This is a genomic window from Sneathiella sp. (assembly GCF_029233945.1).
Classification (GTDB): Bacteria; Pseudomonadota; Alphaproteobacteria; order Sneathiellales; family Sneathiellaceae; genus Sneathiella.
Genome location: NZ_JARGOQ010000004.1, coordinates 61102 through 85529 on the forward strand (window position 1 = coordinate 61102; position 24428 = coordinate 85529).

Here is a 24428-nt window from a genome sequence, read left to right on the forward strand (position 1 = left end):
CGCCCCGTCGGAAGCACGTCATTTCGCCCGCGTGTCGGCGCGCCGGAGGGGCCAGGCTCGACAAACTGCCCGTTCAATCCTTTCAGCAAGCCAGCGAGTTCCGCCTTGCCGCTCGCTTCTACTGTGGGTCGGAGATGGTCTCTGAGACCCTCCAGCACTGCAGTTGTACAATGCCAGCCCTCTTCTGGCGCGGTCTCTCCGGAAACAAGCACGGCCGCAAGCAGCTCGATCCGTTCCACGGTATCGCCATTGGATCGCCATGTTCCCTCAAAGTTGAGTGCCTCCGGTCGGCCGCCTGCCCATTCCGTGCCCATTTCACAATCGAGCGGGTCGAAATCTTCCAGCAGCTTTAAGTCCTTGGCGATGCTGCGGATAAGGGAGGCATTCGCGCCATTCCCATCTCCGCGCGGAATGCGAAGAAGCGCGACCAGCAGATCCGTCAGTTGTCGTCCGGTTGGAGACTGCCCAAAAATATGCAGGCCATCTCGTATCTGCAGTTCTTTCAGTTCACAAAGATAGTTATCGAGCTTGGTGAGCCGTTCATCCTCCGGCTCATCCTGCTGAATTCCGCAGTCGATATTGATGCCTGACATCTCCGTCAGTTCCAGAATTTGCTCCCGGAGCAGGGCGATGCGGCGGGGGTCTACCCCGGCGGCTTCATAATACTCATCGACAAGCCGTTCCAGATCGGCAAGCGGGCCATAGCTTTCCGCGCGGGTCATCGGCGGGGTTAGATGGTCGATAATGACGGCGCTGGCACGGCGTTTGGCTTGCGTGCCTTCTCCGGGGTCGTTCACAATAAAGGGATAGAGATGCACGGTCGGGCCAAAGACAGCCTCGGGATAGCAGTCGCGGGAGAGGGCGACGGACTTGCCGGGCAGCCATTCCATGTTGCCATGTTTGCCCATATGGACGACGGCATGCACCTGTTCTTCCTCCCGAAGCCAGGCATAGAAGGCAAGATATCCATGCGGCGGGACGAGGTCAGGATCATGATAGCTCGCGGTCGGGTCGATATTATAACCGCGTGCGGGCTGAATACCGACGATCACATTCCCGAGCCGCCTGGCCGAGAGGAGGAATTGGTCGTCATCGATGAAGGGGTCATTCCCGGGATCACCCCATCTTTCGGTGATTTCGCTTTGCAGCTTCTCCGGCAGTGTCTTGAAATACGCGCGATAGCGGGCGAGGGGGTAGGTAAGGCCGCTTTCTTTCGTGATCTCCTTGCTGCGGTCGTTGGTTGGACCGGAGAGCAAGTCTTCAATCAGAATATTCCCATTCTCTGGAATATTCTGAATTTCATATCCGGCCGCCTTCATTGCATTCAACACTTCGATGGAACTCGCAGGAGTATCGAGGCCGACGCCATTTCCGATCCGACCGTTCTTGTTCGGATAGTTCGCGAGGATCAGGGCGACTTTTCGATCCGCTACCTGTGCGTTGCGAAGGCGCACCCAATTCGCGGCGAGATCGGCGACAAACTCGATCCGATCCGGTACTGGCTTATAGGCAATGATATTTGTCTGCGTGGCTTCGTCATATCCCCCGTCTGACTTGAAGGAGACAGCGCGCGAAAGAATGCGCCCGTCCACCTCCGGTAGGGCAACATTCATGGCGATGTCACGGGAGGAGAGGCCGGTGACCCCTTCCCTCCACTGCTCTTCATTGCCGCCTGAAAAAATCACCTGCAGGATCGGGCAGTCAGCGGCATCGAAGGGCGTGACTTTCCGCCCACCACCGGGACTGGAAATAGCGAAGCCGGTGGCATTTAACAGAACGGCGGGCAGTGCTTCGGCGAGCAGATGCTCTACAATCTCCGCCGATACGGGATCCTTCAGGCTGGAGACAAAAATGGGAAGCGGGTTTAGTCCGCGGCGCGAAAGGGCTTCTATCAGGGCATCCACCGGGGCGAGATTATTCGCCTGATACAGCGCGCGGTAAAAAACAATGCCTGTTACCGGTGCATCTTCCTTCCAATGTCGCCGGATATCCGACATGCCCAGTTGAGTTTCGTTCGGCCAGTAGAGGCCAGCCTTTAACAGTGGTCTCGGTTCCTGCCAGTCCGTTTTCTCATCCAGCAGATAGGCAGAATAGCCCAGAAAGGCCGAGTAATTCTCCTCTCCACCTTCGACAAGATACCGCCAGAGCCGATGCGCTGTTTCATGGGGCACTGTATTGAGCGCGGTAAGTTCCTCATCCGGTTGATCGTCGCCCGGCAGGAACGCGAGCTTTATTTCTTTCGCGCGGCAACATTCGGTGATTTTCTCCACCGCGTAGGGCCAGTAACCGATCCCGCCCAGAAGGCGGACGACGACCAGCTTTGCGTTAGCGATAATATCCTCGACATAGATATCGACCGACAGGTTATGGGAAAGTTGCATTGTGTTGGCGAGCCGGAGGGACGGGGCGCCCGCGCGCGTCTTCTGGCTCAATGCCAGACTTGAAAGCTCCGTATCCGCCGCGGACAGGAAGATGATATCCCCCGGCGCCTGCGCAAGGTCGACCGCCTCCGATCCATCGGCGATGCCGCCGGGTATGGCCGCCAGTAGATGCATGTCAGCCCAGGATCATATTGGTGATGGCCGCCTGATCCATATCATGCTCCCCAATGATGACGAGCTTGCTGATACGCGCTTCATCGGCAGCCCATTCCCGATCAAAATAATGCTGTAACCGGCTTCCGACGCCTTGCAGAACGAGCCGCATGTCCTTGTCCTTTACGGTAAGAAAACCCTTCACCCGTAATATTCCCTCCGCCGCGATGGCTTTTTCCAATTTCGTGATCAGATTATCCGGGGAGGTGATTTCACCCACCTCCAAAACAAAGCTGTCAAAATCGTCATGCTCATGATCATCGGCGTCATCATGAACTGATGGGCGCGCGTCGAGATCGTCCTCCGCCGCCGCCCCGAGGCCGAGCAATACTCGCGCGTCCAGCTTACCATGGCTCGTCTGGAGCATTTTTACTTGCGGACGGAGGCGGTCCTTTAACCCGGCGGTGGCAGATGAAAGTTCCGCATCGGCAAGCAAATCGGCTTTGTTGAAAATGATCATATCGGCGCAATTGATCTGATCATCGAACAGCTCTTCCAGCGGGCTGTCGTGATCCAGCATTTCGTCCGCCTCACGCTGGGCCTGTACTGCGTCGGGATTGGCGGCGAACAGCCCATCGCGATAGGCCGGGCCATCGATTACGGTAACCACGCCATCGACCGTCACCTGCGTTCTCACTTCCGGCCATCCAAAGGCCCGGATTAGGGGCTTCGGAAGCGCTAAGCCGGAGGTTTCGACAATGATATGATCGGGGCGATCTTCCCGGCTCAGTATTTTCTGGATGGTGGGGAGGAAATCATCCGCCACCGTGCAGCAGATACAGCCGTTGGCAAGCTCGACGATGTCCTCTTCTGTGCAATTTTCATTGCCGCAACCTTTTAGCAACTCGCCATCAACGCCAAGGTCACCAAACTCATTGATGATAAACGCCAGCTTCCGACCTTCAGCATTCTCGATCAGATGGCGGATCAGGCTGGTCTTTCCCGCACCGAGGAAACCGGTGATAACGGTTGCCGGTATTTTCTCACTCATATTTTTGCTCCAGAAATAGAAGTCGCGCAGGCCAGAGGGTTGGCCGGGAAATGGCGTTTGGAATTTAGGTGCGGGTGTCGCGATATAGCTACGCTCATCATGATCCTCCGTCATGCAGCAGATGTTGATACAGTTGATGGCAGGTCTCCTGGCTTGCGAATGGCACCGGCACTTACCTTCCCGATTATCTCAGTGGTTTTTTGTGCAGGCTAGTCGCTTACAGTTGCGGGGACAGCCGCGGCATTGACCCATGGATCGCACCGCATTCCCTTATAATCCCTGATTGGGAACCATCGACGCGGACGCTACGGCGGAATGGCACATCTGTCAATCCATTGACAAGGCTTTTATCGATTTGCCCAGCGTTTGAGGCTCGTTTCAAGGCGGACCCAACCGGCTTCCGCTCCGGGCAGTCCAAATCGGAGCCGTTCGGGGCGGTCGGGAAACCGGCGAACCAAGATAGCGTCTTTGCATAGATACCGGAAAAGGGACGGAGCCTCTGGCGATTCTGTCAGGCAGAAGAGATCGGTTCCGCCAATGATTTTGAGGTCTGTGTCAGTAAGCATTGCAGACAAACGCGCTGCTGCCTTCGTTAGTTGATCTCGTGCCTTGGCGATCCACTCAACATCCGAAAGGGCCTGTGTGCCGATTTCGAGCGCGACGCCACTAAGCGCCCAAGGCCCTAACTCCTGCCGGATGCTGCGAATAAAATCCGGCGGACCGGCGAGGAAACCGAGACGGAGACCGGCAAGACCGAAAAACTTACCGAAGGATTTCAGGATCAACATTCTACTGCCAGGCAGGTCTGGCATAAGGGGTATGTCCGGCATAATATCCGCGAACGCCTCATCGACAATGAGCCAGCCATCCCTCGTCTTTAGTATTTCGGCCAGTTCAAGAAGTAATTGCTTCTCATATGTGCGGCCATCGGGGTTGTTGGGATGCACGAGGATGACGATGGTCGTTTCAGCCGATATATGCGAAATCTCGGTGATTTCCTGGACCCGATGCCCCGCCCGTCGCCAGCAGGCGGCATGCTCATTATAAGTCGGCGTGAGAATGGCGACTTCGGTTTGTGGTATAAGTCTGGGGAGCAGCTGTATCGCGGCCTGTGTCCCCGGACAGGCGCAGATATCGGCATCCTCGGGCAGGCCATAATATGTCCCGGCGGCCGTAAGCAAATCGGCCTCGGCAGAGGAGGATGGCAACCGCTGCCACAGCCCGGCTTCCAACGATGGAAGCGGATAGGGTATCGGGTTAATCCCGGTGCTTAAATCCAGCCATTCCGACAGATCATGGCCGAATTCTTCTTGCGCGCACGCAAGGTTGCCGCCATGCAACTGTCGGCCCGCCTCATTCTCTCTCGGAAATGTCGGGATCATTAGAACATTGTCTCCGTAAAACTGCCTCGTCATAGCAGAATGGAGTTTGTTTTCGCAAATTTATCCTGTAGTTTTGCGGTCATGACCGAAGCAACAAAAAATAAAATCGTCGTCAGGGATCTGTACAAGAGCTTTGATGGTGTTACGGTTCTGAACGGGATAAATCTTGAGGTAAAAACCGGCGAGATTTTGACCCTGATCGGGCCTTCGGGCGCGGGTAAGACATTGACGCTGAAATGTATTCTCGGGTTGATCAAACCCGACAGCGGCTCGATCCTTCTCGACGGGGAAGAAGTGAGCGACATGCCGGAGAAGGACCGGATGGAGTTTTTCCGCAAGTTCGGCATCCTCTTTCAACGTTCGGGATTGTTCGACGGCCTTCGGGTATGGGAGAACATTGGTTTTCGCTTGAATCAGCAGCCGGGTGCGAACAAGCAGGATGTCAAGGCAATGGCAATCAAGAAGCTGCGTTCTGTCGGACTGTCTGCGGATGTGGCGGACCTTTTCCCGGCGGAGCTCTCCGGCGGTATGCAGAAACGTGTCGGCTTCGCCCGGGCGATCGCCGGCGATCCGCCGATCCTGTTTCTGGATGAGCCGACCGCCGGGCTCGATCCGATCATGAGCAATGTCATCAATGATCAGATTTTCAATAATGTCCGTGAGTTGGGCAGCACGGTGATGGCGATAACCAGTAACTTGCTGACGGCACGCATCATCTCGGACCGGATCGCCATGCTGCATGAGGGCCAGGTCGTCTGGACGGGCGATGTGCGCGAGGCTGGACATACGGATAATGCCTATGTCTCCCAGTTCTGGAACAAGCGCAAAGACGGACCTATTCAAATGTCGGTATCGACTATTTCAGCCTGAATTCCCGCCATTTACTGATCACGCAGGGCATCGGAAGAGCGTCTAGCCTGTGCCTTGGTAGATAGTCAAAATGGCATGGTCCCCATGAATGACGGCGAAAGCGACAGCCTGACAGCTTCTGATTTATTGACGCCACGGGATAATCTGCCATGGCGAAACGAGGCGCCTGCGCTGAACGGCTGGATACGCCCCTATCTGATCGACAATCGGATCGCGAGGGCGCATGCAAATTCGTTACTCGAACGGGAAAGCCGGGAACGAACCATCCTCCGGGATGCGGTTGAGGGGGAACTTGCGCGGCTATCCTCGGTCAAGCAGCGCTTCTGGATCGCTGAATATCGGTTTATCGAAAAGTTCCTCACATTCCGGCAACTCGTGATCTATGCACCATCCTTCTTAAGTCTCACGCGTATTATGCCCAAAAAACTTGTGTTTTGCAGACGAAGGATCGTGCGGGAATATATCGAACAGCATGCCGCTCCCAACACCCCGTTCGTGGCGCGTCTATGTCGGCAATTCATTCGGACCAGTGTGTTTTTTTACCCCGCAGAAAAGCTGATGGAGGCAAGCAAAAAATTTATCCTCCTCACAAACAGGTCAGCTGATCAGTCAAAATCGGCCAACCGGCACCGGGTTGCCATGGAGTTACGGGCACTCCATTTAATGAGCGACCGCGAAATCTGCGATCAGTTCAGATGTGAGGAGGCGTATTTGAATGAACTTGCCTTGCTGGACTGCCTCGCACGCCACTATTGCCTGACTGTTGATGATATTTTCCGCATTTCTGCCGCTGAAATTAAACACTTTTGGGAAATGCAGGGCTAAAAGCAAGTAATCCCATAGAAAAAGCACTTTTGGACGATGCCGCGCCTTGCGCTTTTGCACCCGTGATCGTACCCTTCTTATTTAGCCGCTTTTCTTGCAGGTTTCGCAGCGCACAATGCACCAACTTACGGATATTGCCATCATTGCGACGATTGCCCTGATGTTCGGGATGATCATGACACGGCTGAAACAACCGGCAATCGTTGGGTACTTGCTGACCGGGATGGTGCTTGGGCGATCTGCTTTCGGGTTGGTTGAGGACCGGGAGAATGTAGAGATCCTGGCAGAGCTTGGTGTGCTGCTTTTGCTTTATCTGATCGGGATGGAACTCAACCTGAAATCCTTTATGCGTATCTGGAAGACAGCCATTGGCGGCGTATTCCTTCAGGTTGCGGTCTCCTATGTCGTGGTTGGCATGATAGCGCTGTTTCTGGATTGGCCATGGGAGCTGACGCTGCTCTTGGCCTTTAGCCTGTCGATCAGCTCTACCGCGGTCGCCGTCAAAATCCTCGAAGACATTGGGGAGCTTCACCAGCGGACCGGCAATATTGCTGTCGGCCTCCTTATCGCGCAAGACCTTGCCGTGGTGCCAATGCTGCTTATCGTTGGCAGTCTTTCCGGGGAGGCACTTAACATATCCGCGCTTGTCCTGACCCTCGGCCTGGCGGTTGCGTTCCTGATCGGACTTATTCTCTTTTTGAGCCGCAGGGAGCGCATCCATTTGCCATTCCTGAAGATTATTTCCGGGCATGCGGATCTTACGCCGTTGTTCGGGATCGTTTTCTGCCTCGGACTTGCAGCAATCAGCGGCCTGTTCGGTATGTCTCCTGCGTTCGGGGCGTTCCTGGCTGGCCTCATCATTGGCAACAGCCAGGAACGAAAAAGCATTGTCGAGGCGACGCAGCCGATCCAGTCGATACTGCTGATGATCTTCTTTCTCTCTATCGGACTACTGATCGATGTTACCTACATCTGGCAGAATATCGGTCTTGTGTTATTGATGCTGCTACTCGTGATTGTTGGGAAAACCGCCATCAATATTGTTATCCTTCGGGTAACCGGCGTTGACTGGCGATCCGCCTTTATCGCCGGGACGGCGCTGGGTCAGATCGGGGAGTTTTCCTTTCTCCTGATGGCCACCGGAAGCGGGAGCAGCTATGTCTCGCGCGACATCTCGCAATTGATGATTACGGTGATTGCGCTCAGCCTGATGATCAGCCCGCTGTGGCTGCTAACTGCCCGGCGTGCGCAAACCGTGGCGGCCGGTCAGGCAAGCAACTTTCAGGTTTTCTGGAACAAGGCATATGGGAAAGAGACTTTGGCCGTTGTCCGCATTTTCAGGGCGACGGGAGGATATCTTGGCTCGTTAATGGGTGGAAAGTCACCGCAGGCACAGACGGTGGAACAACCGGATACCAGGGAGGCCAACTCCCGTGCAGAAGGTACGGAAACCATCATCCAGAGTGAAGATGCAGCCTCATATCAAGCAATACTTGAAGATGAGCGCGGCGGGGATCAAAAAAATAAGGATTAGGATCGCCATCTTGTCACGTCGGGTGATGGTCTATAGATTTCGCTTGAGTGGCGCCACTGCTCAGCGCGAATGTTTGACATGAAATTAGTGAGGCCATCCATGGACCGAATTCAGGAAATTCTCGACTTCTGGTTCTTGCCGGAAGACCATGAGGATTATGGCAAACCGCGCGAGGTCTGGTTCAAGAAGGATAATGGCTTTGACGCCGAGATCCAGGATCGCTTTCTCGATGATTTTGAAAAGGCGGAAACCGGGGCCTATCTCGACTGGACGGAGAGCGCCCGGGGATCTCTCGCCCTGATCCTGCTATTCGATCAGTTTACGCGGAACATGTTTCGGGACTCGCCGCGTGCTTTTTCCGCCGATGGAAAGGCGTGCGAGATTGCCCGGCATATGCTGTCGCGCGGCTTTTATGATGAGCTTAGTGACGCTCAGAAGCAGTTTGCGGCGCTGCCGTTTGAGCATAGCGAGGATATTGAGGATCAGAAACTGTCGATGCGGCTTTTTCAGCAACTCGGGTCGGATGAACTGGTGGATTATGCGGAACGTCACTATGTCATTATCGAAAGATTTGGCCGCTTCCCGCATCGAAACGAACAATTGGGGCGGAAAAGCACCAAAGCGGAAGAAGCCTTCTTAAAAGAGCCTAATTCTTCCTTTTAAATAAGCGCAATCATTGAACGGACGGGAAAATACATGGGTCAGCTAACAGATCAGGTTATTATTGTTACAGGCGCGAGCCGGGGTATCGGCGCCGCCGCGGCCATTGAACTGGCGGCAAATGGTGCGAAACTCTGCCTGAGCGCGCGCTCCGCCAGTTCCTGCAGCGGGGTGCTTGAGCAGATTAAGAATGCGGGCGGTGAGGCTTTCGCCGCAAGTTGCGATGTATCTGATTATGCGGCCGTTGAGAAAATGACGACAGAAACGCTGGATCGCTATGGCCGGATCGACGCCTTGATCAATAACGCAGGCATCGTCGATCCGATTGGTGCGATCGCGACAAGCGAACCTTCGGAATGGGCGCAGAATATTTCGGTCAATCTGGTGGGCGTTTATCATGGCACGCGCTCTGTCCTGCCGCATTTCCTGAAACAGGGTTCAGGGGTGATTATCAATATCAGTTCCGGCGCCGCGCATGGCCCGATGGAGGGATGGAGCGCTTATTGCTCCGGCAAGGCGGGCGTCTATATGATGACCCGTGCCACGGCGCTGGAGACGGGCGAGAAGGGGGTTCGTGTTTACGGGTTTGCGCCCGGCGTTGTCGATACGGATATGCAAGGGACGATCCGCGCTTCTGGCATCAATTCGGTAAGCCAAATTCCGCGAGAGAACCTCGCACCTGCGGACGAACCTGCAAAGGCTATTGCCTGGCTTTGCAGTGAGGCCGCGAGCGACCTGGCGGGGCAGGAGCTGACCATTCGTGATGAAACCCTCCGTAAGAGGATCGGGCTGCCTGCTTGAGGTCACGTTGATGCGACCGAATATTCGATTTGTTTATGCGGACCTTAAAAATATGGTTTGCATTGGCGTTGTACTGTCTTTCGCGGCAGTCGGCGGTGCAGGTTTGGCCCATGCCGATATGTCCGTGCCAGCGAAGGCGCTTGAGGTCCCTGGAATTAAAGGGGATGACAACCGGGTGCGCGTCAAGATCGCGGATTATCCCTGGCGTATGATCGGGCGGCTTAACCGAAACGGCAGTCATTGCACGGGCATCCTTGTGGGGCCGTCAACTATACTAACGGCAGCGCATTGTTTTTGGGACAAGCGGCGAAAACAATGGTCGGTTCCAAGCGCCTTTCATTTCGTGCTCGGCTATGAGAAAGGCGAGGTAAAGGCGCATTCGAAGATTGAAAGATTTGAATTACCGGATGGCCTCCCACCCACTCAAACTACAAAAAAGCCAACCGTGGAAAATGACTGGGCCATCGCGAAACTGGAAAAACCGTTGGGCGAGCAATTCGGGTTTGCGTCTGCGGCGGACTTCAATCTTTTGGGCCTGAGAGACATTCTCTCCTCTGGCGCCGTCGTTATTCAGGCCGGTTACAGCCGGGATATCGCACATATGCTGACAGCAGATGAAGATTGCGAGATTAGCGATATACGGCAAAGTAAGTCTGGCCGTCTTTTGTTGCACCAATGCGACGCAACCCAAGGCGATTCAGGCTCGCCCCTTTTTCTGTATGACGGGACGTCCTATGACCTTATTGGCATTCATGTTGCCACAATATCCAGTCCCAACGGGAGGAGCGAAGGCATTGCCGTCTCTACGGAAATGTTTGGAAAACGCATTTCGCAGCAGCCAAAGTGACCGGGAAAATAAAATTTTATGAAAATTCAGGGAAATTTATTATAATCTACCTCAAATGAGGGATGAAATGTGTCTCACCAACGGATAGGGTAACAAAGAATTAACCAAGGGGGTTTCTTTATTCTGCCTTGGAAATGCGGGGGTATTTGCGATAATGAGTGACAAGCAAACTGATGAAAAGCAGCTGATCGAAGATGATCAGGCCGTTTCCGACGGTAGCGCAACGACGGATCTTGCTTTCCTGGAACTGGAAGAGAGCGGGACCGTCGATCTTGATGCCTTGTTTGATGCTCTGAACATCGCAGCTGAAGAATCTGGCGGTTCCATGGAGTTTGTTGAAAGCAGCGACGGCGATGCTGGCACGCTGACAATTTCGGGCACTGACCTGAATCTTGGAAATGTCGCGTCAGAAGATCTGCCGGACGCAACGGACCTACTCCTTAAAAGCAGTATTGTTTCCGACGAATCCTGATTTTAGTTCTTTTTGCTCTTCTCGATATTTGCCTTGAAGTCCGCGCCGATTTCCGTCTCAAAGAAGCGCAGCATGGCGTCAACAACGTCTGAATCATATTTTTCCGGATTGCTTTTAAACACGCGCAAGGCCTCGTCCACGCTGATGGCTTCACGATAGGACCGCGGAGAAATGCGCGCAATCAGGATGTCCGCCATCCCGAGAATACGGGCCGGCATATCGATTTCATCCTTTGTCAGGCCCTTTGGGTAGCCGCTGCCGTCAAGATGTTCGTTAATCTGGGTGACTGCATCCAGGACCTCTTTCTCCACATCGGCGTTAGCCAGAATCTTCTCGGCAATGAGTACGTGCTTTTGCATCACCTTCTGTTCTTTTTCGGTGAGCCGCACATCCTTCTCCCGAATTTCGCGGGGGATTGAAACTTTACCGATCTGCGACAGATGTGCGCCTGTATTGATAATTTTTATTACCTCGGGCGACAGTCCCAGCTCTACCGAAATATGATTGGCGAGCTGTGCCATCCTGATCGAATGATCCGACAGATAGGAGTCATTGGCTTCCAGCATCTGGGACAGGACCGTAATGGCTTTTCGGTCCATCTCCTCTTTCCGGCGCTGGAAATTGACGTAATCTGTGATATCGCTGCTGACCGTAACAATACCAAGGAATGCGCCATCCTCATTGAGGAAACGGGATTTCGCAATCCGCAAGATCCGGCCTCCCTCCCGCGTATCAATCTCGACAAAGGCATTGACGGTCTGTTCCGTTGCGATGGCCTTGCGGTCATGCTCGGCAAGATCCCGTGCCGCTTTCTCGCCGAACAGGTCACGATCTGTTTTGCCGGGAATGGAACGAAGTGGATAGTCCGCGATCCTGGCGAGGGATGGGTTGGCGTATATATAACGGCCTTCCGGGTCCGTCAGGCCGATCAATTCATCGATCGTGTTATTGATGCTGCCAAGTAACCGCCTTTGCGTATTTATCTGGGCAGCAAATTCCTTGTACTGATGGGCGAGGGCACGGGCGTTCTGCCCTTTCAATGTCAGCCAGATCACGATGAGAATGGTGAAAACGATGATGAGGAAACTGATTGCGAGCCCGATGACAAACATCGCATAGGTCCGAAGTGGTGCCAGCGCGTCAGAGCTGGACAACTGTTGGAAAACCACAAAGCTGGTGTTCTGGACAAGTGCTCCGGATGAAAAGAGAGGGTCGCCGTTCTCTTCGGCAATTTCCTGAAAACCGATCGAGCCGGGTGCGAGCTGCGGGTCTTCTTTCGCTGAAATATAAGGGGGTTTTAGGGGAAACAACTCATAATATTTGCCATCCGCTTCCTGATACAGCCGCGTTACATCCGGTTGGTTATTATAGAGCGGCGTCTTCAACAGCTCGGCAAGCGGGTTTGACGCTGGTAAGGTGAGAAGCAAGACACCGACGACAGTATCGGCATTACTACTGTTCGGGTCGCTCTGCGCAGCGCGAATGGGAAGCGTGAAATCAAAAACAAGGCCGACATCGCTTGCGCGAAGTGGCAGGAATGTCGTTTTCGTCTTCTCATATTGCGCCTGTGCCGTTGAGCGCTGATCGTCCGATAGGGGCGGTGCGTTCCCCGATGCAAGATAGGCGCGACCGTCCTTGCCAATTAGATATGCCCCGATAAGGCCTGCCTGATTGGCGAAATTGGAGAAGGCATTCTGCATATAGGGCAGCTGATCGCTTAGCGACTTTGGTAACTTGCCCTCCCCCACAAAGTTAATTTCCGTCGCGAATAGCTGAAAAAGTTCATTATCCGCGATCCGGTTGGCGTCTTCTACTTCTCCGGCGAGCCATGTTTCCAGCACCTGTGCTTTTCCGGAGGCGCTTACGTCAAGGCGTTTTTGAAGGTCTCCGACTAACTCCTGCTTGCGGGATTGTATTGCGTAATCACAGAGGAAGTACCCAAGGATTGCAAAGACGGCAAGGAAAAGCGCGGCAATCTTCCAGGGTGCCTTGCGAAGAAAGCCACTGTCATTTGGCGCATTGCTGGAAAGAAATGAATTCAGTTCAAGCTTAGCTGTCGCATCAGTCATTATTGTTACTCCCTGCGGCATCTTGCGCGGTCAGGAAATCAATCGGAATATGTGCCCACCGCTTATTCTCATTAACTGAATAGAGAGGGACGTAATAGTTAACGAGGCGTTCTTCCAGAATGGTATCGTTCAGGCTGTCGAGAACATAGCGCTTTCCCCGGCGCGTGACACTCAACACCGCATGCACCTTGTTTCGCAGCACATCATTGGCGATAACGATCCGCATGGCGTCGGGATCGAACCCAAGCTCTTTTAGGCTGATATATTTCATGATGGCGAAATCCCTTGATCCACCTCCATTTGAAATAAACTCAAGGGGCGAGGCCCAGTTACCGTCAGGCGATGCCTCCGCGTCGGCTGGAACATATTTCCAGCCATTGAGAAAGCGGTTCATTTCCTGCATCTGGATGCGTTTGGGCGAGTTTTGCAACTCCGCAATTTTTGTGCGCCACAACGTCATCTGCTGCGACTGACAATCTTCAATCCTAGCATCGCATTTGGCGGCCGCATTCGCGAGTTGCGGAAAGCTTGCCTTGACCTTGAGCCAGAGGGGCAGGGCCGCAAGATTATCCGATGAAATTTCCACGAGCCCGAAAAGTCCTTTTTCCGTTACTTCCGCTCGGACGGGCGCATTGGTCGCAACGCCCATAAGGAAAAGGCCTGTCAGCAGGAGAGCGGTTGTACGCTTGATCACCATATTCCGTTTCATCAGCGTTCCCTCAAAGCAGTATCCCGCGTTTTCAGGATGGGCTTCAGGATATAATCGAGGACTGTTTTCTCGCCTGTCAGGATATCGACGGAAGCGACCATTCCGGGAATAATAGGATAATTATTCTCCCCGCGTTTCAGAAAATTCTGGTCCGTGCGAACAATGATCTGATAATAGCTTTCACCGGTTTTCTCGTCGATGATCGTATCCGCGCTGATCCGCTCCAGCTTTGCGGGTAATCCGCCATATATCGAATAGTCATAGGCAGTGATCTTGACCGTGGCCTCCTGGCCGGGCCTCAGGAAGGCAATATCAGAGGGGCGGATATTTGCCTCCACCAGAAGTGTGTCGTCAATAGGTACGATCTCGATAATATCCTGGCCCGGCTTGACCACTCCGCCAATGGTCTGAATTTTCACGTCTTTCACTTCACCGTTAACAGATGAGCGCACATCCGTCCGGGCGACGCGATCCTTGACGCCCAGAATGGCCTGACGGGCCGCTTCATACTGGGCGCGGGTCTGACTCAGCTCCTGTGAGGCCATACTTTTGAAGCTGAGGATTTTTTCCTCAATTCGTTGATTGGCTTCTTTAAGCGCCCCTTCAACACGCGGTCTGGAAAGCTCGGATGCGGAAATCTGGCCTCTCAGATCATTGATTTCACGGCGCAATTTCAGGGAGTCTACCTTTGGGACAATCCCCTTCTTGACAAGCGGTGCCGTGATTTCCATTTCCTCGTTCGCAAGGCCTAGGCTTGCGCGCAACTGACGCAGGCGTCCGTTGATCTCCGCGATTTCCTGGTTTCGCTGCTGTGCCTGCTGACGCAGTATCTGGATTTGCGACTGCAATTCCGCCTGTCGTGCATTGAACAGATTTTGCTCCCGCACCGTGATATCCTTACGTTCCGCCAATAGCTCGGCCGGGAACGTGAGCGGTTCTCCCGTTGCCTCGGCCTCAAGGCGGGCAATACGTCCCATCAGGTTTAGATAATTGGACTCGATTTCACCGGCGCGTGAGGAAAATCCAGTATCGTCGATACGAAGAAGGATTTGGCCCTTTTCAACAATATCTCCTTCATGAACTAGCAGTTCCCGCAAAATACCGCCTTCAAGATTCTGGATAATCTGCACCTGGCTCGACGGAATAACCGTTCCGTTGCCACGGGTAACTTCATCCAAAACCGCGTTTTTCGCCCAGATAAACCCGACGACAAAAAAAGCGATAATGCCAAACAGCAACAGGAAGGAGCGCGGATGCGGGCCCTGTACTTTGGCGGCCACGACATCCGATGCGAAATCCGAGTCATCCCATTTTAGATTTGTCGACATGTCAGTCCCCCGGTCCGTTTCGCTGCGGTTTCGAAACGGTTGCCGAAACGGTTTTGGAGGCTGAATTCCCGCTCTGGCCAAGCTTCAATATTTCATCGCGCGGGCCATCTGCCACAATTCTGCCATTGCCAAGAACAATGATCCGGTCAACCAGCGAAAAGAGCGAGGTGCGATGTGTCACGAGAAGAAGTGTCTTTCCTTGAATATATTCCTGAAGGCGGCTTAACAGCCGTCGTTCGGAATTGATATCCATCGCGCTTGTCGGCTCATCAAGCATCAGGATGGGCGGATTGGGCAGAAATGCGCGGGCAAGACCGATTGTCTGCCTCTGCCCCCCTGACATCGTTGCGCCTTTTTCTCCGACATGCAGGTCATATCCATGCGGATGCGTTGAAATGAAGTCATGAACACCGGAGAGTTTCGCGGCATTCAGGATCATTTCATCGTCGGCGCGTGGATGGCCCAGTGTGATATTCTGGCGAACGGTTGCCTGAAACAAGGTGATATCCTGCATGACGCTGCCGACGCTCCGGCGGATGTCGGACGGGTCAATCTGCCGGATATCCGTGCCGTCAATCAGAACGGCCCCTTCATCTGGCTCATAGAGATTGATCAGAAGCCGTGAAATTGTTGTCTTGCCGGAGCCAACAGGCCCAATAATTCCGACCTTTTCGCCCGCCCGGATTTTGAAAGACACATTGTTGAGTGCGGGAATGTCAGTGCCCGGATATTTGAAGGTAACATCCTTGAACTCGATATCGCCTTGTATATTCGGGCGGCTGAGCTGGCGCTTTTCCGCGCCCCGTTCGACGGGAAGGGACATAATGTGATTAAGCCCTTTGAGGGCGACGATAGCCTGGTTGAGGCGAGTAAGAAGCCCGGCAATCTGACCCAGCGGCGCCATTGTCCGGCCGGTCAGAATGGTGCAGGCGATCAAGGCACCAACGGTAATGCTGGAATCCGGTTCCCCCATCAACATGACGCCGTAGACGACCACGCCGACAGTCACAAGCTGCATGGCGGCGGCGGAAAGATTGATGCCGAGGCCGGCAAAGAAGCGCGCGGCAACGCTTGTCTCCGCCGTCTTTCCGACGAAGCGTTCCCATTCCTTCTGCATATGACCTTCAATCCCCATGCTTTTGACGGTGTCGAGGGCGGAGATTGTCTCAACGATAACCCCATGCTTTTGCGCGGCTTCTTCCGAGGTTTTGGAAACGGCGCGGCGCATGGGCCATTGCAGGAACAGCCCGATTATAAGGACAACAGGCACAGCAACGGCGGGAACGATAAAGAGCGGGCCACCGATCAAATAAATGATAAACAGGAAAATCGCGAGGAAGGGCAGATCGACAAGCGCCGTCACCGTCACGGAGGTGAAGAAATCCCGCAGGGTTTCAAACTCCCGCAGATGATTGGCAAAGGCCCCGGCGGAAGCGGGGCGCGCCTTGACCTGCAGATTAAGAACCTGCTCGAATATACGGCTGGACAGGAGAACGTCGGCGCGTTTGCCGGCGTTGTCGACGAAATACGACCTTAGTGATTTCAGCAGCAGGTCGAAACCGATCACGGTGATTACCCCAATCGCCAGCACCCATAATGTTTCGATCGCCCGGTTGGGAACAACCCGGTCATAGACATTCATAATGAAAAGCGGGCTGGCCAGTGCGAAACTGTTGATCAGGAAGGCGGCGATAATGACCTGAAGATAGGTTGGCCAGAACTGCCACATAGTTCCCCAGAACCAGGAGCCGGACCGCTCCAACAGCGCTTCGTCCTTATCAACACGATATTTGAAGCTGGGCCGAGTGAGAATAGCGTATCCGGCGTAGGCCGCTTCAAGATCTTTGAGCGGCAGGTCGTCGGAGCCTTCTCCCGTTTCGGGGAAGATAACTTTTGCGCTTCCATCTTCCCGCGATAGCAGGATACAGGCCCGTCGGTCGTTGAGCAGAACGACGCAGGGTAATACTTCGTCCGGGATTTTATCGAGCTTCCGGTTGGTAATGCGCGCGCTGATGCCAACGCGCTCCGCCGCCCGGACAAATAGGGACGGTGTTAAGTTGTTATCTTCAAGGGGAAGGCCGTAGATCAGCGCATCCGGAGTGCGAGGGTCGTCGAATAGCTTCGTCAAGGCGGCAAGACAGCCAAGTAGGGGATCCTGATCAGAACGGGTAATTTCGGAAAGGTTAACTTGCCAGCTTCCCTTGCTCCCGGTTTTGGCCTGAGGATCAGATTCCAGGGTGTCTCGTGTATTTGCGGCTGCGGCCGGCTTACCTATTTTCAATTCGGCATCCCTTGTCTTGTTTCCCCCACCTTTCGTGACGAATAGATCATCCGCTGCCTTTATTTCGAGCGGTAAGGGGTTGCGCGAATTTTCACTCACTGACCTATCCTCATCATCCGCCAAGTTCCACCCGACCCAATCATATCGTCACGCCCAGAAGCTCCGCCTCGCGTTCGGGAAATGAGAGAATAAGTCTCCCCATGTTTCCTTAGCCTTGCCATACCCTTACTTTCCCGTTCGACCTTCACCTATAATTTCGGCGATTTCATGTTGCGATGGGGAAATGATTGCGGTCGATTGTGCTTCCCCTCACTATTGCCTTGCCGTTTCCATCCTGCTTTTCATATTTCGTTACGCTGGATGGATCCTGTGTGCTTATCGATCATTCAACGCTTATTTGGTGAAAATGCAGTTAACATATTGGCAAAAGAGTGTTTCTCTAAAATATGAGAATGTGCCTCAGTTCTGTAATTCAGTAAGCCGCTCCTCCCGGGCACAACGCCATATATTTAATGTATAGTTGCGGGGTTTCCCCTGATTTTTCAACAAAAATTAACCATAACTGACAGTGATTTAAGCAACTCTGGAAAATGCCGCCCTTTCCGCTACGTCAAGGGCGGGCATTGGCGACGGCGCTGAATGGTCAGGTTAATATGGATGAACAGCCGGAACGGACTGTTGTAATTTTACCACAAGCTGTTGCGCTGACCGCTAAATATGAGGCGTTTGCAGCTATATAGAGTTGATTGTCGACGGTAAGGAAGCGTAGATTACCGGCATATTAAAAATGAGTTTTGGATGGGTGTTTTGCTCGGGTACTATGCTATCAGACGGGTTTAAAATTTCGTCGATTTAAGCAAAACAGACACAGTGGGAGAGGGGCATGAAGCTTAGAAACAGTGCGGTCAAGACAATGAATGTGCTTTCCGCCAGTATTCTAACAGCTGTCTTCGGAAGTTATATAGCGGTGGGGGCCGCGCAATCCGAAACATTGATGGAAGCCGTCCAGCAGACAGTTTCGACCTATCCGGAAATCGCCGAAGCTTCGGCAAATCGCCGCGCAGTCGATCAGGAATTAAAACAAGCTGAGGGGCTTTATCTTCCGTCGGTAGATCTTGAAGCGGGCGTTGGGTACGAATGGACCGATACGGTCACCATCGATAACGAAGATTTGCGCCGCACGGAATCAAGCCTGCTGCTGGTTCAGACCCTTTACGATGGCGGATTTCGTAGTGCGGAAGTAGACCGGCAAGGAAGCCGGGTCGATAGTGCCGCATATCGGGTTCAGGAACGGGCAGAAGCGATCGCTCTTGATGCAGTGCGATCATATCTTGATACACTTCGCAGTCAGGAAATTGTCGAGCTGGCGAAGGAAAATGTCGAAAAACACCGCCGCACCCTGAATGAAATTCAGGATCGGGTGAGAGCCGGGCAAAGCGGTATCGGGGATGACCAGCAGGCGCTGGCGCGTCTTGCCGCAGCGGAAGACACACTCGTTGAAACCTTGCGCGCGCAGGACGATGCGGAAATCACCTATCTAAGAGTTGTCGGTGTGCAACCCGTCAATCTTGAGCTTCCTGAATTCAGCGACAGTGTTCTCCCGGACAATATCGATGATATCGTGGCGATCGCGTTGGAAGGCAACCCGGATATCAAGTTCGCCTCATCGGATATTAAAACGTCTGATGCGGAAATTCAGGCAACTCAGGCCAGCTATTATCCCACTGTTAATTTAGAAGTGGGTGGCTCTGCGGATAACAATATCGACGGGGTCGAGGGGCATAACGACGATTTTTTGGCGATGCTTCGGTTGCGCTACAATCTCTATAGAGGGGGTATCGACGAAGGTCGTGAAAAAGAAGCGGTTGCCCGTAAAGCCGAGACGGAGCAGCGCAAACGCCGCTTTGAGCGGCTTGTAGAGGAAGAAGTTCGTCGCAGTTGGAGTTCTCTTGCCCGCTCGGAAGCGCGCGCGGAAGTTCTCGCGGCGGCCGTTGTCGCGAATACCGAGGTTGCATCGACCTACAAACAGGAATTTGAGATCGGTCAGCGGGACTTGCTGGATCTGCTGGATTCGGATAACGAGCTGTTTAATTCACGCACGTCGCTGGTGACGGTGGAGTATTCGGTCAGGTTCGCGAAATACCGGTTGCTGGCCACTATGGGTCGGTTGAACCCGACGCTCGGTGTTACTCTTCCGGCGGAAGCAACGCCGATGGAGAAAAAGGGCTGATAAACTCGAAAGCCGACGATAAGAGCCGTGCCTTAGTATAGGGCGCGGCTTTTTTGTGCCTGCCGCGCTAAGGCTTATGGCGCCACCATCCCAACTCATTGACAGAGTATATCGGGCGATAGTGGCGAATGCGGGTGGCATCGACGACCTGACCGATCTGGTTATCGAGGACCAGGTCTTTGCCCTTATACTTCACAACCAAAATTGCATGGGCAATGCCGAGGTTGACATCCTGCAGAACGACAATCTTCATGTCTTTCGCGGACCAGCCCAGGGCGCGCAATGTAAAATATTTGACGATCGCATAGTCTTCGCAGTCGCCGAACCGGGCGAAAAACTCTTTCGGGATTTCCCAATAGTCGCGCACCCCCCAGTTAACCGGGTCAAGGATGTAGCGAAACAGATTCATATGCCGGTTTACCTTGTTGAGCTGCTCGTCCTTCGGCAGAGAACGCCATTCGTCGATCAGGGCGACCCATTTCTGGTGGGCGCAACGGTTATATTTGCCAGAAACGCAATCGCCCGGCCTGTCCTTGTAGGTTGCGAGAACCTTTCGCCATTTTGGAAAGGGTTTAAGGCCGGAATAGGGTGTTGCCTTGTATCCGAACAGGTCACTTGTTTTCGCTTCAGCGGGAGGGGCTGTCACGACAATGCACAAGGCAAGAGCAAGCGTCGCGAAAATCGCGCCCAACCCTCTTTTTCTTTCTGCCGTTGTCTTGATCCCGGTCATTCGCACTAAACGCCTCCTTAGAAGGGTGACATTATGGACAATAAATCCTTAACAAAGACTGATCAGGACGTCTAATGTCATTGCGCAGCTAATTAGTTTTTGCGTAAATTTACGGCGGTGATTTACCTATCTTAAAGAGTTTCCAGGCATTCTGCCGCAAAGTGAAATATATAACCGGGGCATTTATGTCGGATAATCAACTAGACGGGACGGAAAAGAAAAGTACTTACAAGGTGCTCTCCTTTGGTGTCTTGCTGCTTATGGCTGTCGTCATTGCCGGTATTTGGGGGACCTTCAAATTTGTCGAGGAACAGCGTTCGCGCGACCTCCGTAATTGGGAGGTTCGGCTTGGTATCGTTGCGGATAGTCGTGCGGCGAGCGTTGATGACTGGTTGCGCAAGCAGGAACAGGCAATCGGTACTCTCGCCAACAATGCGTCCTTGCAGGTTTACCTGACCCAGTTGGTTATCGAGACAGCGGAGAACGGCAACTCCATCGCGGAGGTGCCGGAAGCGGGCTATCTTATCAATCTGCTGAACAATCAGGCGATCATCAGCGGCTTCTGGGAGCCGGAGGAACCACAAATTCGCGCGAATGTGGCACGGCCGGGCCGGGCCGGCATCGGGCTCACGGATGCAACCGGAAAGCTTCTGGTCTCAAGTGGGAATATGCCCCCGATGAACCCGACAATACGGGCTGCCATGGCGAAAGCCGGGGATGGAGAGCCCGCATTGATCGATCTCTATGAGGGAATTAACGGCGATCCGACAATGGGCTTTGTCTGGCCGATTTTTGCCGTACAGGATGAAGGTAGCCCCAAGGACATCATCGGGTATGTTGTCGGTCTTCGAACGGTGGAAACATCTTTATTTCCTCTTCTGTTCCAGCCGGGAGATACCTTGCAGACAGCTGAAAATTATCTTGTCCGCAAAGACGCGAAACTTGTGCAGTATATCTCTCCGTTGGCGGATGGCACACTGGCCCTTGCGCGCAAATTAAGTGCACAGGATGATCTGGCTGCGGCATTCGTTATCGAAAACCCCGGGAGTTTTGAACTCGCCTCCAATTATCTCGGGAGCAAGGTCCTCGTAACGGGGCGTGCGTTGACGGCTGCGCCATGGTTCCTTGTTCGGACAGTCTCGGAACAGGAAGCGCTGGCCGAAACCGATCAGCGCCTTTCAACCATGCTCGGCATCTTTATATTGCTGATCTTTGCGGTCGCGGGAACGGTCGTTGCCGTGTGGCGGCATGGCACATCTATTCGCGCAGCGGAACTTGCCGTGCGTTATAAAGGCATGGCGGAACAGCTGAGGGAACGGAGCGAATTCCTGAAAATTGTGACAGATCAGCAGCCGACCTCCATTGCCGTTTTTGATGCCGAGGATAAATACACTTTTGCGAATAGTGTCGCCGCCGAAGACGTGGAGATATCGCAAGATGAAATGATTGGCAAAAAGGCGGCGAGTGTCCTTGGTCCCGAGCAGGCGCGGGAAATCATAGAGATGACAAACCTCGTGCGTCAGGACTATGAGCCGCGTTCGTCGATCAGCCGGATGAAAGCAACGGGGGAAAACGCAGCGGATCGGGTGGTTAAGTCAGATTTCGTGCCCCTTCGTTCGGCGCGGGTGAACAGCAAGGAAGTTCTCACAGTATTTCAGGATATTTCCGATGTGGTGATCGCTCAGGAACGACGCGAGTCCGTACTGCGCGCCCTTGTTTCAACTTTGGTGGCTTTTGTGGATCGCCGCGATCCCTATTCAGCGGATCAATCCCGTCGTGTTGCAAAAGTTGCCGTGGCAATTGCCGAAGAAATGGGGGCATCGGAGGAACTGGTGCGGACAGTTGATATCGCAGGCAATCTGATGAATATCGGCAAGATACTGGTGCCGCCGGAAATTCTCACCAAGACGAAAAACCTGACCAAGAAGGAGATGGAGATTATCCGCAACAGCCTGGTCGCCAGCGCAGACCTTCTGGATGAGGTTGATTTTGATTTGCCGGTGGCGGGCACCTTGCGTCAGTTACAGGAAAACTTCGACGGGAGCGGTCAGCCAAATGGCCTCGTCGGCACGGAAATCAGCGAGCCGGCCCGAATTATTGCCGTCGCCAACGCCTTTGTCGGCATGGTCAGCCCGCGCGCCTACCGGAGCGCGCTCAGCTTCAGTGCCGCGGTGAAGAATCTGCTGGAGGATGCGGATATACGTTTTGACCGCCGTATGGTCAGCGCGTTGATTAATTATCTCGAAAACCGGGGCGGCCGCGAAAACTGGAAATATTTCTCTGAAAATGTGGAGGAAGAACCCGGCGAGGGAGCGTCTTAAACCATTCCCCTAAAGGAGGCTGGTGGCCTGCAAAGCTGCCGGACCGGTCAAGATAAGCTTGACCACTTCGCTCTGTCGGCTGGTGTCGGTCTTGCGGAAAATCTGCCGGAGTTGGGAGCGAACCGTGTGCATGCTGACCCCCCATTGCTCCGCGAGGTCATCTAGCTTGTGCCCGTTTGTCAGGCCCAGGGCCAGGCGCCCTTCCGCCGGCGTCAGGCCATATAGCTTGCAAATTGATTCAATAGAAAGCTCTACCGGCTCGGCGGGGTCAGAAACAAATAGAACCGCACCCTTGCCCGCGGCGCCCGTCCCGATAGGGGCGACCATGACATTCAGCGGATAATCACTTTCCATCCGGGTCAGGGAAATCGCGAAATCGCCTTCAGATTTGTTTTTATCGCTCGGAGATAGCGTATCGGTCAGCAGCTTGGCGAGCGCGCGGCTCTCTCCGGGCAGGGTTGCACGGCATATCCGGTCAGCGCCGACAACCAGGCCGTCGCCTTGTTCAAGATAACGTTTCGCCTTGCCGTTGAAGAACAGGATTTTCGTATCGGCGGTGACCAGAATGACCCCTATGGGAAGCCGGTTAAGCACGGCCGTCGCCGAATCGAGAAGCGGCGCGGTTTCCGCGCTATGCCGATGTCCCTGATGGCGCTGAATGGCATTGAGCAGGCTCCGGGACATGCCGTCCGTCGTGAGCTGGCTTTTGATGAGATAATCCTGCGCGCCCAGACGAATGGCATCACGGCCAATGTTTTCGTCGTCGCCAGTGAGCACGACGATCGGGGTCTGTGGGATTTTCTCACCGAGGAGGGACACCGCATTGATCCTGTCTTCGGCATTCTCGGTCAGATCAAGGATGATAACCTCGCCCTGATGGTCCCGGCCTGTTTTCACGAAGCTGTCGAGGCAGGCGGTATGCTCGAATGAAAAATTTGCATTCGACGCGTTGGACAGCAGCCAACCTAATTGTTGGGCATCCTCTTCCTTTTGTCCAATAAAGCGAACTGTTGCGGTAGAATTTTCGATCATCGAATATGGGTTTCCGATTAGTTTGTTTGGTATCCTTGACATCCTCGCCAAAGCTACGTCATGTAAGATCGCTAAAATTACCTAAAAATTTGATAATTCGAAAAAAAGATGCAATCGAACTCTCTCGCTACCTTCGTATATCAGACATTTATTTAGTCCGGCGCTCAAATTCAAATGCCAAGATACATTGCGTTTTACAAACCCTATGGTGTGCTCAGTCAGTTTACCGGTGAAAAAGGGCAAAAAACCCTTGCCGAATTTGACCTGCCGGAAAAGGTTTATGCGGCGGGCCGGCTTGATAAGGATAGCGAAGGTCTGTTGTTGTTGAGCGATGATGGGCCTTTTATCAAAAAGCTTCTGAACCCGGACAATAGCCATGAGCGGGTGTATTGGGCAGAGGTAGAGGGTGAACCCGATAATTCCGCGCTGCGGGAACTGGCCGCTGGCGTGGTGTTTAAGGGATATAAATCGAAATCTTGCCGCGCATTGCGCCTTGACCCGCAGCCAGAGGTGTTGCCGCGCGATCCGCCGGTCCGGTTTCGAAAATCTATTCCGACCTGTTGGATTGAATTAGCCCTGACAGAAGGTAAGAACCGGCAAGTCCGGCGGATGACGGCGGCCATTGGCTATCCGACATTGCGCCTCATCCGAAAAAAGATCGGCAAGCTTTCACTTGCCGACCTAACGCCGGGAACATGGCGGGATGTGCAGAAAATAGATATCCTTTGATCTTGCTTTCGTCCGAAATTCCC

Annotated in this window: 19 protein-coding genes and 1 riboswitch; of the genes, 10 read left to right on the forward strand and 9 right to left on the reverse strand. The window is 53.7% G+C overall.

Features of this window, described 5'->3' with window-relative positions:
• The 3 genes from cobN to cobD all read right to left on the reverse strand — a co-directional run.
• Positions 1-2555, reverse strand: a 2555-nt coding sequence (gene cobN, locus P1U71_RS02600) for a cobaltochelatase subunit CobN (RefSeq protein ID WP_301103989.1), incomplete at its 3' end; no start/stop codon positions are given.
• A 1-nt stretch (position 2556) separates the two neighbouring features.
• Positions 2557-3585, reverse strand: coding sequence for a cobalamin biosynthesis protein CobW (gene cobW / locus P1U71_RS02605; protein WP_301103990.1), 1029 nt, complete (start codon positions 3583-3585; stop codon positions 2557-2559).
• 120 nt (positions 3586-3705) lie between these two features.
• Positions 3706-3895, reverse strand: a riboswitch (cobalamin riboswitch).
• Between the two features lie 37 nt (positions 3896-3932).
• Entirely contained in the window at positions 3933-4967 is a 1035-nt protein-coding gene (cobD, locus tag P1U71_RS02610) for a threonine-phosphate decarboxylase CobD (RefSeq protein WP_301103991.1), read from the reverse strand.
• A gap of 81 nt (positions 4968-5048) precedes the next feature.
• Here cobD and P1U71_RS02615 point away from each other — a divergent pair, with 81 nt between their 5' ends.
• The 7 genes from P1U71_RS02615 (at position 5049) to P1U71_RS02645 (ending at position 10976) form a co-directional block, all read left to right on the forward strand.
• Entirely contained in the window at positions 5049-5837 is a 789-nt protein-coding gene (locus P1U71_RS02615) for an ABC transporter ATP-binding protein (protein WP_301103992.1), read from the forward strand.
• An 84-nt stretch (positions 5838-5921) separates the two neighbouring features.
• Complete coding sequence (locus tag P1U71_RS02620; protein WP_301103993.1) at positions 5922-6662, forward strand: hypothetical protein; 741 nt, start codon at positions 5922-5924, stop codon at positions 6660-6662.
• 115 nt (positions 6663-6777) lie between these two features.
• Positions 6778-8196, forward strand: coding sequence for a cation:proton antiporter (locus P1U71_RS02625; protein WP_301103994.1), 1419 nt, complete (start codon positions 6778-6780; stop codon positions 8194-8196).
• 99 nt (positions 8197-8295) lie between these two features.
• Positions 8296-8859: a DUF924 family protein gene (locus P1U71_RS02630; protein ID WP_301103995.1), complete on the forward strand. Its 564-nt coding sequence runs from the start codon at positions 8296-8298 to the stop codon at positions 8857-8859.
• Between the two features lie 33 nt (positions 8860-8892).
• Positions 8893-9657, forward strand: coding sequence for an SDR family NAD(P)-dependent oxidoreductase (locus tag P1U71_RS02635; protein WP_301103996.1), 765 nt, complete (start codon positions 8893-8895; stop codon positions 9655-9657).
• A complete protein-coding gene (locus P1U71_RS02640) occupies positions 9620-10504 on the forward strand; it encodes a trypsin-like serine protease (RefSeq protein WP_301104015.1) in 885 nt (294 codons plus the stop codon). Before P1U71_RS02635 ends, P1U71_RS02640 begins: the two co-directional genes overlap by 38 nt.
• Before the next feature lie 154 nt (positions 10505-10658).
• Positions 10659-10976 carry a hypothetical protein gene (locus P1U71_RS02645; RefSeq protein WP_301103997.1) on the forward strand — a complete coding sequence of 106 codons (318 nt, stop codon included), beginning with the start codon at positions 10659-10661 and terminating at the stop codon, positions 10974-10976.
• A 2-nt stretch (positions 10977-10978) separates the two neighbouring features.
• On the opposite strand, the gene P1U71_RS02650 is transcribed toward P1U71_RS02645, so the two are convergent.
• The 4 genes from P1U71_RS02650 to P1U71_RS02665 are packed head-to-tail and all read right to left on the reverse strand — an operon-like array spanning position 10979 to position 17462.
• Entirely contained in the window at positions 10979-13045 is a 2067-nt protein-coding gene (locus P1U71_RS02650) for an HD domain-containing phosphohydrolase (RefSeq protein ID WP_301103998.1), read from the reverse strand.
• Positions 13038-13754, reverse strand: coding sequence for a transglutaminase-like cysteine peptidase (locus P1U71_RS02655; protein ID WP_301103999.1), 717 nt, complete (start codon positions 13752-13754; stop codon positions 13038-13040). The genes P1U71_RS02650 and P1U71_RS02655 overlap by 8 nt, the downstream gene beginning before the upstream one ends.
• Entirely contained in the window at positions 13754-15082 is a 1329-nt protein-coding gene (locus P1U71_RS02660; RefSeq protein WP_301104000.1) for an HlyD family type I secretion periplasmic adaptor subunit, read from the reverse strand. The genes P1U71_RS02655 and P1U71_RS02660 overlap by 1 nt, the downstream gene beginning before the upstream one ends.
• A 1-nt stretch (position 15083) precedes the next feature.
• Entirely contained in the window at positions 15084-17462 is a 2379-nt protein-coding gene (locus P1U71_RS02665) for a type I secretion system permease/ATPase (RefSeq protein WP_301104001.1), read from the reverse strand.
• Between the two features lie 784 nt (positions 17463-18246).
• On the opposite strand from P1U71_RS02665, the gene P1U71_RS02670 reads away from it, so the two are divergent.
• A complete protein-coding gene (locus P1U71_RS02670; protein ID WP_301104002.1) occupies positions 18247-19593 on the forward strand; it encodes a TolC family outer membrane protein in 1347 nt (448 codons plus the stop codon).
• Between the two features lie 67 nt (positions 19594-19660).
• Here P1U71_RS02670 and P1U71_RS02675 read toward each other — a convergent pair whose 3' ends face one another.
• A complete protein-coding gene (locus P1U71_RS02675; protein WP_301104003.1) occupies positions 19661-20323 on the reverse strand; it encodes a transglutaminase-like cysteine peptidase in 663 nt (220 codons plus the stop codon).
• Between the two features lie 185 nt (positions 20324-20508).
• On the opposite strand from P1U71_RS02675, the gene P1U71_RS02680 reads away from it, so the two are divergent.
• Complete coding sequence (locus P1U71_RS02680; RefSeq protein ID WP_301104004.1) at positions 20509-22644, forward strand: HD domain-containing phosphohydrolase; 2136 nt, start codon at positions 20509-20511, stop codon at positions 22642-22644.
• Positions 22645-22653: 9 nt separating this feature from the next.
• Here P1U71_RS02680 and P1U71_RS02685 read toward each other — a convergent pair whose 3' ends face one another.
• Positions 22654-23676 carry a hypothetical protein gene (locus P1U71_RS02685; RefSeq protein WP_301104005.1) on the reverse strand — a complete coding sequence of 341 codons (1023 nt, stop codon included), beginning with the start codon at positions 23674-23676 and terminating at the stop codon, positions 22654-22656.
• A gap of 174 nt (positions 23677-23850) precedes the next feature.
• Here P1U71_RS02685 and P1U71_RS02690 point away from each other — a divergent pair, with 174 nt between their 5' ends.
• Positions 23851-24405: a pseudouridine synthase gene (locus P1U71_RS02690; protein WP_301104006.1), complete on the forward strand. Its 555-nt coding sequence runs from the start codon at positions 23851-23853 to the stop codon at positions 24403-24405.
• Positions 24406-24428: the final 23 nt, after the last annotated feature.